At 71.6% G+C, this 14,903-nt stretch carries 11 protein-coding genes and 1 riboswitch; of the genes, 5 read left to right on the top strand and 6 right to left on the bottom strand.

Going from position 1 to position 14,903, the window contains the following annotated elements; genetic code table 11:
- The first annotated feature begins 6 nt into the window (after positions 1–6).
- The 4 genes from AC1D29_RS26800 (at position 7) to AC1D29_RS26785 (ending at position 5,958) form a co-directional block, all read left to right on the top strand.
- Positions 7–1,995, top strand: coding sequence for a preprotein translocase subunit SecA (locus AC1D29_RS26800; RefSeq protein ID WP_477903300.1), 1,989 nt, complete (start codon positions 7–9; stop codon positions 1,993–1,995).
- A complete protein-coding gene (locus tag AC1D29_RS26795; RefSeq protein ID WP_477903298.1) occupies positions 1,992–2,819 on the top strand; it encodes an efflux RND transporter periplasmic adaptor subunit in 828 nt (275 codons plus the stop codon). The genes AC1D29_RS26800 and AC1D29_RS26795 overlap by 4 nt, the downstream gene beginning before the upstream one ends.
- 77 nt (positions 2,820–2,896) lie before the next feature.
- Positions 2,897–4,615, top strand: coding sequence for a hypothetical protein (locus AC1D29_RS26790; protein WP_477903296.1), 1,719 nt, complete (start codon positions 2,897–2,899; stop codon positions 4,613–4,615).
- Between the two features lie 62 nt (positions 4,616–4,677).
- Positions 4,678–4,761, top strand: a riboswitch (S-adenosyl-L-homocysteine riboswitch).
- 12 nt (positions 4,762–4,773) lie between these two features.
- A complete protein-coding gene (locus AC1D29_RS26785; protein ID WP_477903295.1) occupies positions 4,774–5,958 on the top strand; it encodes an MFS transporter in 1,185 nt (394 codons plus the stop codon).
- Here AC1D29_RS26785 and AC1D29_RS26780 read toward each other — a convergent pair.
- The 6 genes from AC1D29_RS26780 to AC1D29_RS26755 all read right to left on the bottom strand — a co-directional run bounded on the left by AC1D29_RS26780 (position 5,948) and on the right by AC1D29_RS26755 (position 14,636).
- Positions 5,948–6,871 carry a DUF3616 domain-containing protein gene (locus tag AC1D29_RS26780; protein ID WP_477903294.1) on the bottom strand — a complete coding sequence of 308 codons (924 nt, stop codon included), beginning with the start codon at positions 6,869–6,871 and terminating at the stop codon, positions 5,948–5,950. The genes AC1D29_RS26785 and AC1D29_RS26780 overlap by 11 nt on opposite strands.
- The gene (locus tag AC1D29_RS26775) at positions 6,868–8,685 is read right to left on the bottom strand and encodes an aminopeptidase P family protein (RefSeq protein WP_477903293.1); all 1,818 of its coding nucleotides are present in this window, start codon (positions 8,683–8,685) and stop codon (positions 6,868–6,870) included. Before AC1D29_RS26775 ends, AC1D29_RS26780 begins: the two co-directional genes overlap by 4 nt.
- 113 nt (positions 8,686–8,798) lie before the next feature.
- Positions 8,799–10,880: a CHASE2 domain-containing protein gene (locus AC1D29_RS26770; protein WP_477903291.1), complete on the bottom strand. Its 2,082-nt coding sequence runs from the start codon at positions 10,878–10,880 to the stop codon at positions 8,799–8,801.
- Positions 10,861–11,712 (bottom strand): hypothetical protein, encoded by an 852-nt coding sequence (locus tag AC1D29_RS26765; protein ID WP_477903290.1) that lies wholly within the window; start codon positions 11,710–11,712, stop codon positions 10,861–10,863. Before AC1D29_RS26765 ends, AC1D29_RS26770 begins: the two co-directional genes overlap by 20 nt.
- Positions 11,705–13,921, bottom strand: a complete 2,217-nt coding sequence (locus tag AC1D29_RS26760; RefSeq protein ID WP_477903288.1) for an HD domain-containing phosphohydrolase — start codon at positions 13,919–13,921, stop codon at positions 11,705–11,707. Before AC1D29_RS26760 ends, AC1D29_RS26765 begins: the two co-directional genes overlap by 8 nt.
- 4 nt (positions 13,922–13,925) lie before the next feature.
- Positions 13,926–14,636, bottom strand: coding sequence for a hypothetical protein (locus tag AC1D29_RS26755; RefSeq protein ID WP_477903286.1), 711 nt, complete (start codon positions 14,634–14,636; stop codon positions 13,926–13,928).
- A gap of 38 nt (positions 14,637–14,674) precedes the next feature.
- Between AC1D29_RS26755 and AC1D29_RS26750 the strand changes: the two genes are divergently transcribed.
- Positions 14,675–14,903, top strand: a 229-nt coding sequence (locus AC1D29_RS26750) for a hypothetical protein (RefSeq protein WP_477903284.1), incomplete at its 3' end; no start/stop codon positions are given.

The following is a 14,903-nucleotide window of genomic DNA, read 5'->3' as shown; positions in this document are numbered from 1 at the left end:
GACGCCATGACCACCGCCACGCTCCCCCTCGACATCGGCGAGTCCCTCGCCCACGGCATCTTTCCCGAGCGCCGCGACGTCGACGAGCCCGTGCACGACCGCTTCGCCCGCGGCGTCATCTGGCGGCTGAAGCGCCGCTTCATCCCCGCCGTGCCGACGCTGCGCGCGATGGCCAAGACGGCCGGCGAACTCGAAGCCGAGATCCAGCAGCAGTCGGACCAGGAGTTGCGTCGCCGCCTGTTCGCCGCGGCACCTGCCGCCGTGCAGGCCGGCCGCGCCTCGGGCCTTGCCGAAGTCATGGCCTTGGTGCGCGAAGGCGCCCGCCGGGCGCTGGACAAGCGCCCCTTCGACACCCAGCTGATGGGCGCGGCCGTCCTCATCGAAGGCCGGCTGGCCGAGATGCAGACCGGCGAGGGCAAGACCCTCACCGCCGGCCTCGCCGCAGCGATCGCCGGCGCTGCAGGACTCCCCACCCACGTCGTCACCGTCAACGACTACCTCGCCCGTCGCGACTGCGAGCTGATGTCGCCGCTGTTCGCCTTCTTCGGCCTGACGGCCGGCGTCGTCTGGGCCACACTGGAGCACGAGGCCAAGCGCGAGGCCTACCAGCGGCCCATCACCTACTGCACCAACCAGAGCCTGGTGTTCGACTACCTGCGCGACCGCGTCGCCGCCGGTGGCCGCGTCAGCCCGGCGCAGATGCAGGCCCGCCAGCTGCATGGCCGGCTGCCGCAGCCGCTGCTGCTGCGCGGCCTGCATTTCGCCATCGTCGACGAGGCCGACTCCATCCTCATCGACGAGGCGCGCACGCCGTTGATCCTGTCCGAGAAGCAGGGCGAGCCGCCCGACGCGACCGACTACCAGCAGGCGCTGAAGATCGCCGCCACGCTGAAGCTGGGCGAGCACTTCGGCATCGACGCGGCCCGCCACAGCCTGCACTTCGAGGCCGCCGGCCTGCCCGCCGTGCGCGAGGCTGCCGAAGGCCTGGGCGGTGTCTGGGGCGTCGCGCGCGGGCGCGAACACCTCGTGGGCCAGGCGTTGCGCGCGCTGCATCTGTTCCACCGCGACCAGCACTACGTCGTCATCGACGGCACCGTGCAGATCGTCGACGAATACACCGGCCGCGTGCTGGAAGGCCGCAGCTGGGAAGGCGGCCTGCACCAGATGATCGAGGCCAAGGAGGGGCTGGACCTGACCGAGCCGGCGCGCACGCTGGCCCGCATCACCTTCCAGCGCTTCTTCTGCCGCTACCTGCGCCTGGCCGGCATGACCGGCACGGCGGCCGAGGTGGCCGGGGAGCTGAACCAGGTCTACCGGCTGGACGTCGTGCGCCTGCCCACGCACAAGCCCGACCAGCGCATCACGCGCGCACCGCGGCTGCTGCGCACGCAGGCGGCCAAATGGGCGGCGGTGCATGAAGCCGTCAGCGGCGAGCTGGCCGCCGGCCGGCCGGTGCTGGTGGGCACACGCTCGGTGCGCGCATCGGTCGCGCTGTCCGAGGAGCTTGGCGCCCGCCAGGTGCACCGTGTGCTGAACGCCCGCCAGGACAAGGAGGAGGCCGACATCGTCTCCACCGCCGGCGAGCCCGGCGCGGTGACGGTGGCCACCAACATGGCCGGCCGTGGCACCGACATCCACTTGAGCGACAGCGTCGTCGCCAAGGGTGGCCTGGCCGTGCTGCTGACCGAGTTCCACGACTCCGCCCGCATCGACCGCCAGCTCGTCGGCCGCGGCGCGCGCCAGGGCGACCCCGGCGTCGCGCTGGCCATCGTCGCGCTGGACGACGAGATCTTCACCGCCCATGCCGCCGCGCTGCAGGCGCTGCTGGGTCGCGTCTTCGCCGGCCGCGACGAGCTGCCCGGCTGGGCGCTGGAACTGCTGCGCCGTGCCGCGCAAGGCCATGCCGGCCGGCTGCACGCGGCCATGCGCCGCCGCACGCTCAAGGCCGACCGCCAACTCGACAATCTGCTTGGATTCGCCGGAAACCAGATATGAAAGCCCTGCCTCTCTTGCTGCTCTCGTCCGCCGCGCTGGCCCAGGCACCCAAGCCAGCGCTCGTCGCACCGGCGGCGCCCGCCGGCTACGACTGCCTGATCGAACCCAACCAGCGCATCGAGATCCGCAGCCCGGCCAATGCCCTGATCGACAAGGTGCTGGTCGAGCGCGGCAGCCATGTGCGCGCCGGCGACACGCTGGTGCTGCTGGACGGCAGCGTCGAGCGCGAGGCGCTGGCCGGCGCCCAGCAGCGCGCCGAGTCCGAATCCGAGCTGCGCGTGGCCCGCGCCCGCGCCGACTACGCGCGCGAGAAGTTCCGCCGCCGTGAGGACTTGCGCGAGCAGAACTACATCACCGCCCAGGACCGCGACGAGGCCCAGGCCGAGCTGCGCGTCGCCGAGGCCGAGCTGGCGCTGGCCGTCGACAACCGCCGCCTGGCCGGCATCGAGTCGCAGCGGCTGAACGCCGTGCTCCGGCAGCGGGCGCTGCGGGCCCCCTTCAACGGTGTCGTCACCGACCGGCTGCAGAACCCGGGCGAGCTGGCCTTCACGGGCGAAGGCTCCCGCCCCATCCTGAAGATGGCGCAGACCAACCCGCTGCGTGTGGAGGTCGTGCTGCCGGTGGGCCTGATGGGCCAGATCAAGGCCGGCCGCGCCGCCGAGATCACGCCGGAGTCGCCGCTCAAGGGCGTGTGGCGCGCGCAGATCAAGGTCGTCGACAGCGTGTTCGATTCGGCCAGTGGCTCCTTCGGCGTGCGGCTGGAGCTGCCCAACCCGACCGGCGAGATCCCGGCGGGCGTGCGCTGCAAGGTCAGGTTCCTCTGACTTGATGGCATGACCGGTGGCGGGCCGTCGCGGCCGCCTTTAGGCTAACCCGTCGTTCCTCTGCTGCGGAGCCCTGCATGCCCCTGCCTTTTTCCGGTCGCGCCCTTCGGTCTTCTTGGCGCTTGAGCCTGGTGTCGCTGTGCGTGCTGGCGTCCTGCTCGGGGCTGCCGCTGCAGGTGGACCGCAGCGCCCGTGCGCCGCGGCTGGAGGGCTATGGCAGCGTCGACTTCGCGCCGACGACGCGCGTCGACGAAGCTCGCCGGCTGTTCGGCCAGGGCGTGGCGCAGGCCTATGCCTTCAACGAGAACGAAGCCGTGCGCATGTTCAAGGCCGCGCTGGCAGCCGACCCCGGCTGCGCGATGTGCGCCTGGGGTGTGGCCTGGCAGCTGGGCCCCAACATCAACGCGCCGGACCGTGGCGACCTGACCGAAGCCCGGCGCTACGTGGACCTGGCCGTGCACCTGCGCGAGAACGCCAGCCCGCGCGAGCGCGAGCTGATCGCCGCGATGGCGCTGCGCTATGCGCATGCCAGCCAGCGCGCGGAAGTCGCCGTGCTGAGCGCGCCCGTCTGCGGCCAGACTTCCGGCAAGCGCGCCGACCCGCTGGACTTGGCCTACGCCGACCGCCTGCATGCGCTGGCCGACCGCGCGCCCGGCGACCCTGACCTGCTGTCCCTGTGGGCCGAGGCCGAGTTGGTCGCCACGCGCGGTGACTGGTGGGACGACGACACGGGCCAGCCCCGCGGCCGCGTCGGCGACTTGGCCGCGCGGCTGGAAGCGGTCGTGGCCCGCCACCCGCGGCACACCGGCGTGAACCACTACCTGATCCACGCGGTGGACACACCCACCCAGGCCAGCCGCGCCGTCGGGGCCGCCGAGCGCCTGGGCGGCTTGGCGCCGCAGTCGCCCCACCTGGTGCACATGCCCTCGCACACCTTCGGCTTGCTGGGGCGGTACGGTGAGGCGGCGGCCGTCAACGAACGCGCGCTGGCGCTGGACGACGCCCGTGAAGCCGAGCTGGAGCGCCAGGGCTTCAGCGTCGGCAAAGACTGGCGCATGCACAACCGGTCCTACCTGTGGTTTGCCGCGTTGATGCAGGGCCGCGGCGATGTGGCCCTGGCCAACGCGCGCGCCGCCGCCGAGCATGCCGCGAGCTGGACCCACCCCTCCGGCGAATACCTGCGCAGCCGGCCGGTGCTGACGCTGATGCGGCTGGAGCGATGGGAGGACGTGCTGGCTGAGCCCATGCCCAGCGGTGGCCTGGGCGTGGCGACCGTGCTGGGCCAGCAGGCGCGCGGCGTGGCCTTCGCGCGCACCGGGCGCCTGGCCGACGCGCAGCAGGCGTTGGCGCAGCTCGCGCCCGTCGCGGACCGGCTGATCAGCGAGAACGCCCGTGACGATTTCAGGGAGAAGACGCTGCGCGGCCTGGCCCAGGTGGCCAAGGCCCGTTTGGCGGCCGAGGTCGCGCTGGCCGAAGGGCGTGCCGACGCGGCGCTGCAGCTGCAGGCCGAAGGCGTCGCGGCCGCGAAGTTCGTCGACCGCATGGAGCCGCCGATGCTGGCCGCCGGCTCGCGGCTGGCGCTGGGCGACCTGCAGCTCAAGGCGCAGCGCTGGGCCCAGGCCGAGCAGAGCTTTCGCGCCGACCTGGCCGAGCACCCCACCAGCGGCTGGGCACTGCGCGGGCTGCTGCAGGCGCTGCAGGCCCAGGGCCGGCCCGCGGCCGAGCTGGCGGGCGTGAAGACGCAGCTGGCAGCCAGCTTTGCCGCGGCCGACGCGTCGCTCCAACCAGGGCGCTGACGTTCGCGTCGGTCCGTAGAATCCGCCTCGCGCCGCGCCGGGCTTGAGCCCCGCGGTGCCGTCCTGCCGAGGGGTGCTGCGACGGAAGGCCTTGGGGGCCTCCGCCACGCTCGGTGGCGACGCTGGTTCAAGGGCGCCCTTTGTGAAAAGGGTTGTCCATGCATTCAAGTTCCGCCTCCATACGCACCATCCTGCCGCTGGCCTTCGTCACCGGCGTCAGCATGGCCGCGATGGACCTCTACCTGCCCGCCGTGCCGGCGCTGCAGACTGGCCTTGGCATCAGCGTGCCGCTCGCCCAGGCCACCGTGGCCGTCTACCTGGCCGGGCTGGCGGGCGCGCAGCTGCTGTGGGGCGAGCTGTTGAACCGCCTGGGCCCGCGGCGCTGCATGGAGGTGGGCCTGGTGCTGCTGGCGCTGACCAGCGTGGGCTGCGCGCTGGCGCCCAACATCGAGACGCTGCTGCTCATGCGCCTGCTGCAAGGGGTGGCGGCGGCTGCGGCCACCATCGTGGCGCCCAGCGTCGTGCGCGCGACGCTGGCTGACGCCGACGTCGTGCGTGGCATCGCGGCCATCTCCATGGTCGAGGCCATCGTGCCCGCGGCCGGTCCGGTCATCGGCGCCGCGCTGCTGCACGTGGTGGACTGGCGCGGCACCTTCTGGGTGCTGATGGCGTTGTCGCTGCTCGTGCTGCCCTGGGTCGTCAAGATCGCACCACGCCGCCTGCCCGGGCTGGACATGGCGCACCACGCCAGCTACCTGGACATCGCGCGCAACCCGCGCTTCCTGCGCCTGGCGTTGTCGCATGCGCTGTGCATCGGCGCCTTGCTGACCTTCCTGGCCAGCTCGCCGCAGCTGCTGCAGCACTCGCTGGGGCTGGGATCGGGGGCTTTCGCGCTGCAGCAGGTCATCGGCGTCGGCGCCTTCATGCTGGGCGCCACGCAGTCGGGCCGGCTGGCGGCACGGCTGGGCCATGCGCGCGTTGTGCACCTGGGCAACGCGGTGCAGGTGGTCGCCTGCTCGCTTGCGCTGCTGGCGTCGCTGGTATCGGGGCCGCTGCCTTATGCGGCCGTGGTGGGCTACTGGTTCTGCTTCTGCGGCGCGCTGGCCATCCGTGGGCCGGCCACCTTCGGCGACGCGCTGGCGCTGCCGCCGGCGCAGATGGGGCGGGCCACGGCGATGTTGATCCTGGCCTTGCTGGCGGCCGGCGCGCTGGGCACGCAAGTCGTGGCGCCGTTCATGGGCCGGGCCGACAGCGCGGCGCCGTTGTTTGCCGGCGTGCTGCTGATGCTGCTGGCCAGCGCGGCGCTGGTGTGGCGCTACCCGACGGCGCCGGCTAAGGCCTGACGTCCAGCGCGCGGAACGAGCGCTTGGCCGGTGCGGCGTCCTTGCAGGCCTTTTTGCCCACCATGACGCCGCCGTCATCGCTGAGCAGCGTCACCTGCCCATCGGGCCAGGCGAACAGCGCCTCCGGCCGCAGCGTGCCCAGCTCGGCCTTGACGGGCGTGGGCGCGTCGGCCGCCTTGCCGCTCCAGCGGAACAGCGCGAACGTACCCACGTCGGCCGGCGGCCCGGCGGCGATCAGGTAGCCGCTGCCGACGCGCTCGATGGAGCGCACGCCACGGCCGCCCAGGTCCAGGCGGATGACCGTGCCAAAGCGCGCCGGGCCCTGGCCGTCGACCAGCTCGGCCGGGTTCAGCAGCGGAATGACGATGGCCTTGCTCTGCGGGATGGGGTTGCGCAGTGCGATCAGCAGGCTGCCATCGGGCGCGGCGGCCAGGCCTTCGATGTTGAGGCCGCCGTCGGCCTCGGCCGCCAGCAGGGCCGCGTCGGCCAGTTTCAGGGGTGCGAGCGCCGCCGTGGCCAGCAGGTCGGCCAGCAGCGCGGTGTAGGGCTTGCCGACGGGCGCGACCGTCGTGCCGTCGATCTCGGTCGCGAAGAAGCGGTGCCGGTCCTCACGGACCTTGCCCGCGCTGTTGCGCGCGTGCGAGGCGATCCAGTAGATGCGCGAGCCGACCTGGGCCGAGCCTTCGAGGTCAGACTCCTTCTTGGCCTTCAGGAACGGGTCCAGCTCGACCTGGCCGACCATCGCCGGCTCGCCGCGTTTGTAGATGGCCAGCCGGTTGTGCTCGTCGTCCGCCACGATGAAATGACGCGCGTCCAACGCGACGGCCGCGGACGCGTCGCAAAGCCCGTCGTAGCGCGTCTGCGCACCCGCCGCACCGGCCGCACAGAGCAGCAGCGCGGCCAGCCGCGTCATGCGACCAACGGTTCGGTGCGTGCCAGCAGCCAGGCCAGCGCCGGGCCGCTCACCAGAGGCTGCAGCCGCTCGCGCACAGTGGCGTGGTAGTCGTTCAGCCAGGCGATCTCGTCGGCACGCATCAGGCTCAAGTCGATGCAGCGAGTGTCGATGGGGCACAGCGTCAGCGTCTCGAACGCCAGCATCTCGCCAAAGGCGTTGTTCTCGGGCGTGTCGATGGCGACGTTGAGCACCAGGTTCTCGATGCGCACGCCCCACTGGCCCGGCCGGTACAGGCCCGGCTCGATGGACGTGATCATGCCGGGCTCCATGGCCATGGCCGGCTCGGCGATGGCCTTGCTGATGCTCTGCGGGCCTTCATGCACGTTCAGGAAGTAGCCCACGCCGTGGCCGGTGCCGTGGCCGTAGTCCAGGCCGTGCTCCCACAGCGGCGCGCGGGCGATCGCGTCCAGCATGGGGCTCAGCGTGCCGCGCGGAAAGCGCGTGCGCGACAGCGCCAGCGTGCCCTTGAGCACCAGCGTGTAGTCGCGCTTCTGCGCCGCATTCACCGTGCCGATGGGCCAGACGCGCGTGATGTCGGTCGTGCCGCCCAGGTACTGCCCGCCGGAGTCGATCAGCAGCAGGCCATTGCCCTCGATCTGCGCGAACGACTCGGGCGTGGCGCGGTAGTGGGGCAGGGCACCGTTGGGCATCCAGCCGGCGATCGTCGAGAAGGAGAGGCCGACGAAGCCCTTGCGCTTGCGGCGCTGGGCGGACAGCTTGGCGTCCACGTCCAGCTCGCTCCAGCGTTCGCCGCGCGCCAGCGACGCCTCGAACTCCGCATAGAACTCGCACATCGCCGCGCCGTCCTCGGCCATGGCTTCGCGGATGAACACCGCCTCGGCCGGCGTCTTGCGGCTCTTCAGCAATGTGCTGGGGTTGATCTGCTCGACGACTTTCACGCCGGCCGGCACGGCCTCGCGCAGGCCCAGCGTCACGCGGCGTGGGTCGATCAGCAGCTTGGCCTCCGCCGGCAGCGCGGCCAGCGCCGCCGAGGCCTGCGCATAGGGCGCCAGCGTGATGCCATCGGCGGCCAAGCGCGCCGCCACGTCGGCCGGCACCTTGCCGTCACCGATGAAGAGGCGGCCGCCGCTGGCGTCCAGCAGCAGGTGGGCGATGAAGACGGGGTTGCACTCGACGTCCGCGCCACGCAGGTTCAGCAGCCAGGCCACGTCGTCCACGGTGGACACCAGGTGGTGGGTCGCGCCGATGCTGGCCATCGCGGCGCGCACGCGGGCCAGCTTGTCGGCGCGGCTGACGGCGGCCTGCGGCGGCAGGTGCTCGTAGACGGCATCGCCGGGCAGCTCGGGGCGATCGTCCCAGGCGCTGTGCAGCAGGTCAACGTCGGTGCGCAGCGTGACGCCGTTGCGGCCCAGGCCCGCGCGCAGCGCGTTGGCCAGCGCCAGGCCCAGCACCTGGCCGTCCACGGCCAGCACCTGGCCGGGCTGCAGCTCCTTGGCGATCCAGTCGATGTACTGCGTGGACGCGCCCGAGTTCATCTTCTCCAGCGCGATGCCGCTGCCGGCCAGCTGCGCCTCGGCTTGCGCCCAGTAGCGGCTGTCGGCAAACAGCGCGGCGCGGTCGCGCGTGACGACCAGGCTGCCGACCGAGCCGGTGAAGCCCGACAGCCATTCGCGCCCTTGCCAGCGGCCGGGCAGGTATTCGGACAGGTGGGGGTCGCTGGACGGCACGAGCACGGCGTGCACGTCGTTGGCGATCAGGGCATCGCGCAGGCGCTCGATGCGCAGGCGGGTTTCGGAGGTGCGTGTGTCCATGGTGTCAGGACCTCGGATGGGGCCGCGTGCCGGGTCGGCTCGCAGCCGTGAAAAGGGTGGCCGGGATTGTAGGAGCCGGGGTACGCCGTGCCGATGGACACCTCACCCGCGGGCTATTTCTCCAGCAGCTCGATGGCGTCGTCCGTTTTGCCGGCGCGCAGGCGCGCCAGGTGAAGGCGCACGAGTGGGTCCTGCGGCCGCGCGCTGGCCAGTGCCTCGAACGCGGCCAGTGCCTGGTCGCTGCCGGCGCGCAGCAGCTCGAAGGCGCGCTGGTAATCGTCGTCGCGTCCGTCCTGCAGCGGCTCGTAGGTCATCAGGTAACTGTTGCGACCGGCCAGGCGGAGCCGGCCAATCGGGCGCGCTGGCGCGCCGGGACAACCGGCCAGCGTCGCCTCGGACAAGCACACCAGCGTACCCAGGTGCTTGTTGGCGCCCTCCAGCCGGGCGGCGGTGTTGACCGGGTCGCCCAGCGCGCGGTAGTCGAAGATGGCCTCGCCGCCGAAGTTGCCCACGGTCACCTCGCCGGTGTGCACGCCGATGCGCGTCTCCGAGAACGCGATGCCGCGCGCCGCCAGCTCGTCGACGTAGCGGCGCGAGAACGCCTGCATCTGCAGCGCGCAGCGCAGCGCGCGTTGCTCGTGGTCGGCCTGCTCGACCGGGGCGGAGAACATGATGGCCACCGCGTCGCCGACGATGCGGTCCAGCGTGCCATCGTGCTCGAAGGCGATGGCGATCATGCGGTCCAAATAGCCGTTGACCAGGCCCACGGCGGTCGCCGGGTCCATGCCTTCCATCAGCTGGGTGAAGCCGGCGAGATCGGTGAAGACGAAGCTGCAGCGCTGGCGCCGGCCTTCAAGCACCAGCGCGTCGGGGTGGGCGATCAGGTAGTCGACCAGGTTGGGCGACACGTAGCGCGAGAAGGTCTGCTTCATCCACCGCTGGCGGCGTTCGCTTTGCAGGTAGCGCATCACCGTGGTGGGGATGAACACCAGCGCCAGGCCCAGCAGCGGCGCGACCGGATCGACCAGCACCTGCGCCTGCACGAACGCGACCCATGCGGCCGCGGACAGGGCACCCGACAGCGCGACGAAGCCGGCCGACGACACCGCAGCACTGCGCTTCATGGCCAGCAGGCCCACCCCCGCGCCGCCCAGCAGCAGCGCCAGCCACTCCACCGCGGGCGCCCAGCCGGGGCGGCTGAGGCGCTGGCCGCTCAACACCTGTTCCAGCGCCTGGGCGTGCACCTCCACGCCGGGGATGATGCCGCCCAGCGGGCTGAAGCGAAGGTCCATCAGCCCCTGGGCTGACGTGCCCACCAGCACGACCTTGCCCTTCAGCGCGTCGGCCGGCAACTGGTGCGCCAGCACCTGCCAGGCGGGGATGGAGCGCTTGGGCTGCGGCCGCGTGTAGTGCACCCAGAACTCGCCGCTGGCGTCGGTGGCGATGGTGCGTTCGCCGATGCGCACGTCGATGACGCCGCCGTGGTCGCCCTCGCTGTGCACCGTGTAGTGGCCCACGCCGGCGGCCAGCCGCAGCGCCTCGGCGGTCAGCGACGGCACCAGCCGGCCGTCCAGGCTCAGCACCAGCGGCACCTGGCGCACGATGCCGTCCACGTCGGGGATGAAGGTCATCGCACCCTGGCCGGCGGCCGCTTGCTGCAGGTCGGGCAGGTTGGTGACGGCGGCGGCGAAGGGGGGCAGGAAGGGCGCCGGATCGCCGCCCATCGCAAAGAAGCCGGCCTTGAGCGTCAGGCCGTCGTCGTTCGGGTCGGCGCCGGGTGGGCGCTGCGGGGTCATGCCGAAGCCCAGCACCACGCGGCCTTGTGTCAGCACGTGGGCGAGTTCGGCATCGCCGTCGCGCACGGCGCTGCCGTCGCGTTCCGCGAACATCATGTCCACCGCCACCGACGCGGGGGCTTGCTTGCCGATCTCGGACAGCAGCCGCGCCACCTGGTCGCGCGACCAGGGCCACTGGCCCACGCGGCGCAGGCTGTCGTCGTCCAGGTCGACGATGCGCACCGGCGGGTCGCCGTACGGCCGCGGGTGCCAGCGCTGGAACTGGTCGAACGTGGCGTTGCGCAGGCTGCGCAGCGCCGGCGGGTCGGCCCAGGATGTGAGCAGCGCCAGGGCCAGCGCCGCCACGGGGAGCGCCCAGGCCCAGCGCGCCAGCCGCGGCTCAGCCTTCGGCGACCGCATGCAGGCTGGCGGCCAGTGCCGCGCGGGTGGCTTGCACGCGCGGCAGGAAGAACCGGCCGAGGTAGCCCTGCTGCAGCACGCCGTCCAGGAAGGCCAGCTTGTCGCGCACGCTCAGCGGGCGTTGCCACTCGCGGGCCAGGCGCCGCTGCACGTGCAGCGCGTGTGCGGCGTCGAGCCCGATGGAGGGCAGCACGTCGGCCTCGCACAGCAGGCGGGCCAGCTCGGTCAGCTCGGCGTCGTGCGCCAGCGCGGCCAGCTCCGGCGCGTCGGTGGGTGGGTTGGGGCGGGTGCCACGACAGCACGCCGACATGAACGCGGTGCCGGCGACGGGGTCGGTGGCCAGCACCATCAGCATCAGCCGGTCGACCTGCGCCGGCGTGACGCCCGCCGCCAGCAGCAACGGCCGCACGCGGTTGACGCTGGCGCGCTCTTGCACGAAGGGGGGCTGCGGTCGGCCCGCATGCACCACGTCGTGCACCAGCGCAGCCAGCAGCACGAACTGAGTCGTCTCCGTGACCAGGTCGTTCAACCGGCACAGCGCGTAGGCGGTCAGCGCCACCTCGCAGAAATGCTGGCGGTTGTGATAACCATGCCGGTCGAAGGTGGCGGGCTCGGCGTCGATGGCGGCAGCCACGGCCGTGCAGGCGCGCGCGAGGGCCGCGTCGCCGGCGAGACTGACCGCCAGCTGGTGGTTGACCCACTGCACCTTGTCGGCCAGCGGCTCGACGTGCGCGAACAGCGTCACCAGCGCTGCCGCCACACGCTCCGCCGACCCGGCCGCCAGCGCGCCGTGCAGGGGCGCCAGAGCCGCGCCGGGCGCGGCGTCAGCCATGCTTCACCGGGGCGTAGAACGGCGTCGGGTCGGTGACGTCGATCTGTTCCGCGCCCAGGTGCTTGTGCGCGAACTCCAGGTAGATGCCTTCGCGCAGGAACAGGTTGAAGATCTCCGCGTCGATGTGCGAGCCGGCCATGCGCTGCATGACGCCCAGCGCTTCCGACAAGGCCTTCGGCTTCTTGTACGGACGGTCGGCGGCGGTCAGGGCTTCGAAGATGTCGGCGACGGCCATGATGCGGCTGGGCACCGACAGCTGTTCCGGCCCCAGCTGGCGCGGGTAGCCCTGGCCGTCCATGCGCTCGTGATGGGTGCTGGCGTACTCCGGCACACGCCGCAGATGCTTGGGGAAGGGCAGGCGCTCCAGCATCATCACCGTGTGCACCATGTGCTCGTTGATCTTGTAGCGCTCCTCGGGAGTCAGTGTGCCGCTGCGCACCGACAGGTTGTAGAGCTCGCCGCGGTTATACAGGTGCTCGGGCACCTCCATGCGGAAGCCGAACACCGGGTCCGGCTGTTCGTCGTCGGGCCGCTTGACGATGTCGGTCGCGCGGTCGGCCAGCAGCGGCTCGCTGCAGGGCAGGGCGCGCGGCGGCTCGCTGGCGCGTGCGGCCAGCTCCGCGGCCGACAGGCCCAGGCGGTCGTCGAAGTGCCGTGTCCAACGCTGCGCGGCGATGCGGGCCAGCGCGTCCACCGCCTCCGGTTCCATCGTCTCGTCGCCGACGTTGCAGCGGGCAATGAACTCGAATTCCTGCTTCAGGCGGACGAGCTCCGCGTCGTGGGCAGCTTGCCTTGCGTCGGTCCAGCTGCCGGCCAGCTGGGCCTGCAGGCGTTCGATCTCCAGGTCGCGGTGCATCACCTCGAAACGCATGCGCACTTCGTGGATGCGGTTGTGCAGCGCGTCGAGCTTGGTGGCCTTGTCGATGACGAACTCGGGCGTGGTCACCTTGCCGCAGTCGTGCAGCCAGGCGCCGATGCGGAACTCCTCCCATTCGCGCTCGGAGCGGAAGGCGAAGTGTTTCAGCGGGCCGTCGGTGGCGTCGCACGCCGCCTGTGCCAGGCGCAGGGCCAACTCGGGCACGCGCTCGCAGTGCCGGCCGGTGTGCGGGCTCTTGGCGTCGATGGTGGTGGCCAGCACGCGGATCAGGCTCTCGGTGAGCTGCTTCTGCGCGTCCACCAGTTCCATGTTGTCCAGCGCCACGGCAGCCTGAGCGGCCAGCGCCTCGACCACGCCGCCGGCTTCGGGGTCGAAGGGCACGATGGCGCCCGTGAACGGGTCGATCGCGTTCATGAACTGCAGCACGCCGATGGGTGCGCTGCCACGCGGTGCGATGGGCACCGTCAGCATCGAGACCGTGCGGTAGCCCGTGGCGTCATCGAAGGCGCGCGTGCCACTCAGGTCGAAGCGCGTTTCGGCGTAGACGTCGTCGATGCGCACAGACTGGTTGTGCAGTGCGGTGTAGACGGAGACGTAGTTCTCGTTGGGCTCGCCCGTGTCGGGGTGGTAGAGCGGAATCTGCGTGGTGGGCAGCGCGTCGTTGCGCGTGCGCATCTCGAAGCGCAGCGTCTCCTGCTCGGTGACCATGTACATGGTGCCGCCATCGCAGTTCAGCAGGTGCCGGCCTTCGCTCAGCAGCTGTTGCAGCAGCGCCTGGCGGTCGCGGCTCATCGACATGGCGATGCAGGTCTCGATCAGGCCGTTGAGCCGCAGCGCGCGCGACGACAGCTCCGCGCCAAAGCGGTTGTGCTCCATCGCGCTCTTGCGGCGCAGGCGGCGCAGCTCGGCCAGCGTCGCCAGGCGCCGGGCCACGTCCGCGGTGTCCGCAGGGGTGCTGATCCAGTCACTGGCGCCGGCGTCGAAGGCCCTTTGCTGATCGCTGCCGGTGGCCGCGCTGCCGAGCATCACGATGGGCAGCACGGCCGCGGGGTAGCGCGCGCGGATGGCGGAGGCAAGCGCCACGGCGTCGTCGAACGCGGCCTGTGCGTCCAGCACCACCACATCCCAGTCACCGCGGTCCACCTGCGCGAGCGCGTCCTGCGCATCGCAGTCGCGCACGACGAAGCGGGCCTGGCGCAGGCCAACGACGAGCCCTTGGTGATCCCGTGGCGCGGGGCCGCGGACGATCAAGACACCGCCCACCCCAGTCGTGAACTCCGGGCCGAAGGGGCCGGCTTTCAGGGGTGAGCGATCCAGACCGGACGGGTTCATGAACTCAGCGCTTGAAGACGATGACGCCAGACACGTTGCCAAGGCGGCTGTCGAAGCCGTAGAGCACGCCGGCTTGGGTGCCCTGCGCGCCGGCGATCTGGCCGATGACCGAGACATTGTTGCCCAGGCTGCCCGTGCAGCCAGGCACACAGCCCGTGCCCGTGCTGGCGATGAGCGACACGCCGGAGAACGTCGACTGCGACGTCTGCTTCGCCGTTCCGGAGAGCGTGAAGATCTGGCCCGACACCGGCACCGTCAGCAAGTAGGTGGCACCGCCCGTGGCCTGCAGGAGCAAGGCCGCCGTGAAAGTGCCGCCGGCACTGTTGATCGTGCCCGTCGCGACCAAGTCGCCGTTGGACTTCACCACGGTGGGTGAGGTCGACGCGAACGACGTGAACTGCCCGGCGGTGGAGCCCGTGGGCGTGGACAGGGCGGCGACGTAGTGCAGCGTGGCGACGTTGCCGTTGCCCACGCCGCTGCCCGGGCCACTGGAGTCGTGCACCTTGCTCTGTCCGCCGATCCAACGGCCCCAGGCAAGAGTGCCGTTCGCGCCGACGTCGACGGGCGTGCCCTTCTCGATCAGCTTTTTGCCGGCTGCGTCGTTCAACTCCAGCAGGCCGCCTTGCGCATTGAACTGCGCGGTGGCTGTCATCACGCCGGATGAGCTTTCGCCTTTGTCGTTGGCCCAGACCAGGCCGGTCGTGACGTTGGTCAAGGAAGGTGCGGGCGCGGGCGTTGGTGCAGGCGTGGGCGATGGCGTGGGCGATGGCGTGGGAGCCGGCGAAGGTTCGGGTGCAGGTGTGGGCGCGGGTGCCGGCGCAGGCGCAGGTGCAGGTGCAGGTGCAGGTGTGGGCGCAGGCGTGGGTGCAGGTGCAGGTGCAGGTGCAGGTGCAGGTGCAGGTGCAGGTGCAGGTGCAGGTGCAGGTGCAGGTGCAGGTGCAGGTGCAGGTGCAGGTGCAGGTGCAGGTGCAGGTGCAGGTGC

The sequence above is a fragment of the Roseateles sp. P1_C6 genome (genome assembly GCF_056406315.1).
Note: the sequence above shows the minus strand (reverse complement) of the source record. Positions and strands in the feature narration are given on the sequence as shown.

Coding starts and splice junctions, on each gene's coding strand:
- AC1D29_RS26775 (WP_477903293.1), bottom strand. CDS start 8,685: ATGGACACACGCACCTCCGAAACCCGCCTGCGCATCGAGCGCCTGCGC.
- AC1D29_RS26760 (WP_477903288.1), bottom strand. CDS start 13,921: ATGAACCCGTCCGGTCTGGATCGCTCACCCCTGAAAGCCGGCCCCTTC.
- AC1D29_RS26790 (WP_477903296.1), top strand. CDS start 2,897: ATGCCCCTGCCTTTTTCCGGTCGCGCCCTTCGGTCTTCTTGGCGCTTG.
- AC1D29_RS26785 (WP_477903295.1), top strand. CDS start 4,774: ATGCATTCAAGTTCCGCCTCCATACGCACCATCCTGCCGCTGGCCTTC.
- AC1D29_RS26780 (WP_477903294.1), bottom strand. CDS start 6,871: ATGACGCGGCTGGCCGCGCTGCTGCTCTGTGCGGCCGGTGCGGCGGGT.
- AC1D29_RS26795 (WP_477903298.1), top strand. CDS start 1,992: ATGAAAGCCCTGCCTCTCTTGCTGCTCTCGTCCGCCGCGCTGGCCCAG.
- AC1D29_RS26800 (WP_477903300.1), top strand. CDS start 7: ATGACCACCGCCACGCTCCCCCTCGACATCGGCGAGTCCCTCGCCCAC.
- AC1D29_RS26770 (WP_477903291.1), bottom strand. CDS start 10,880: ATGCGGTCGCCGAAGGCTGAGCCGCGGCTGGCGCGCTGGGCCTGGGCG.
- AC1D29_RS26765 (WP_477903290.1), bottom strand. CDS start 11,712: ATGGCTGACGCCGCGCCCGGCGCGGCTCTGGCGCCCCTGCACGGCGCG.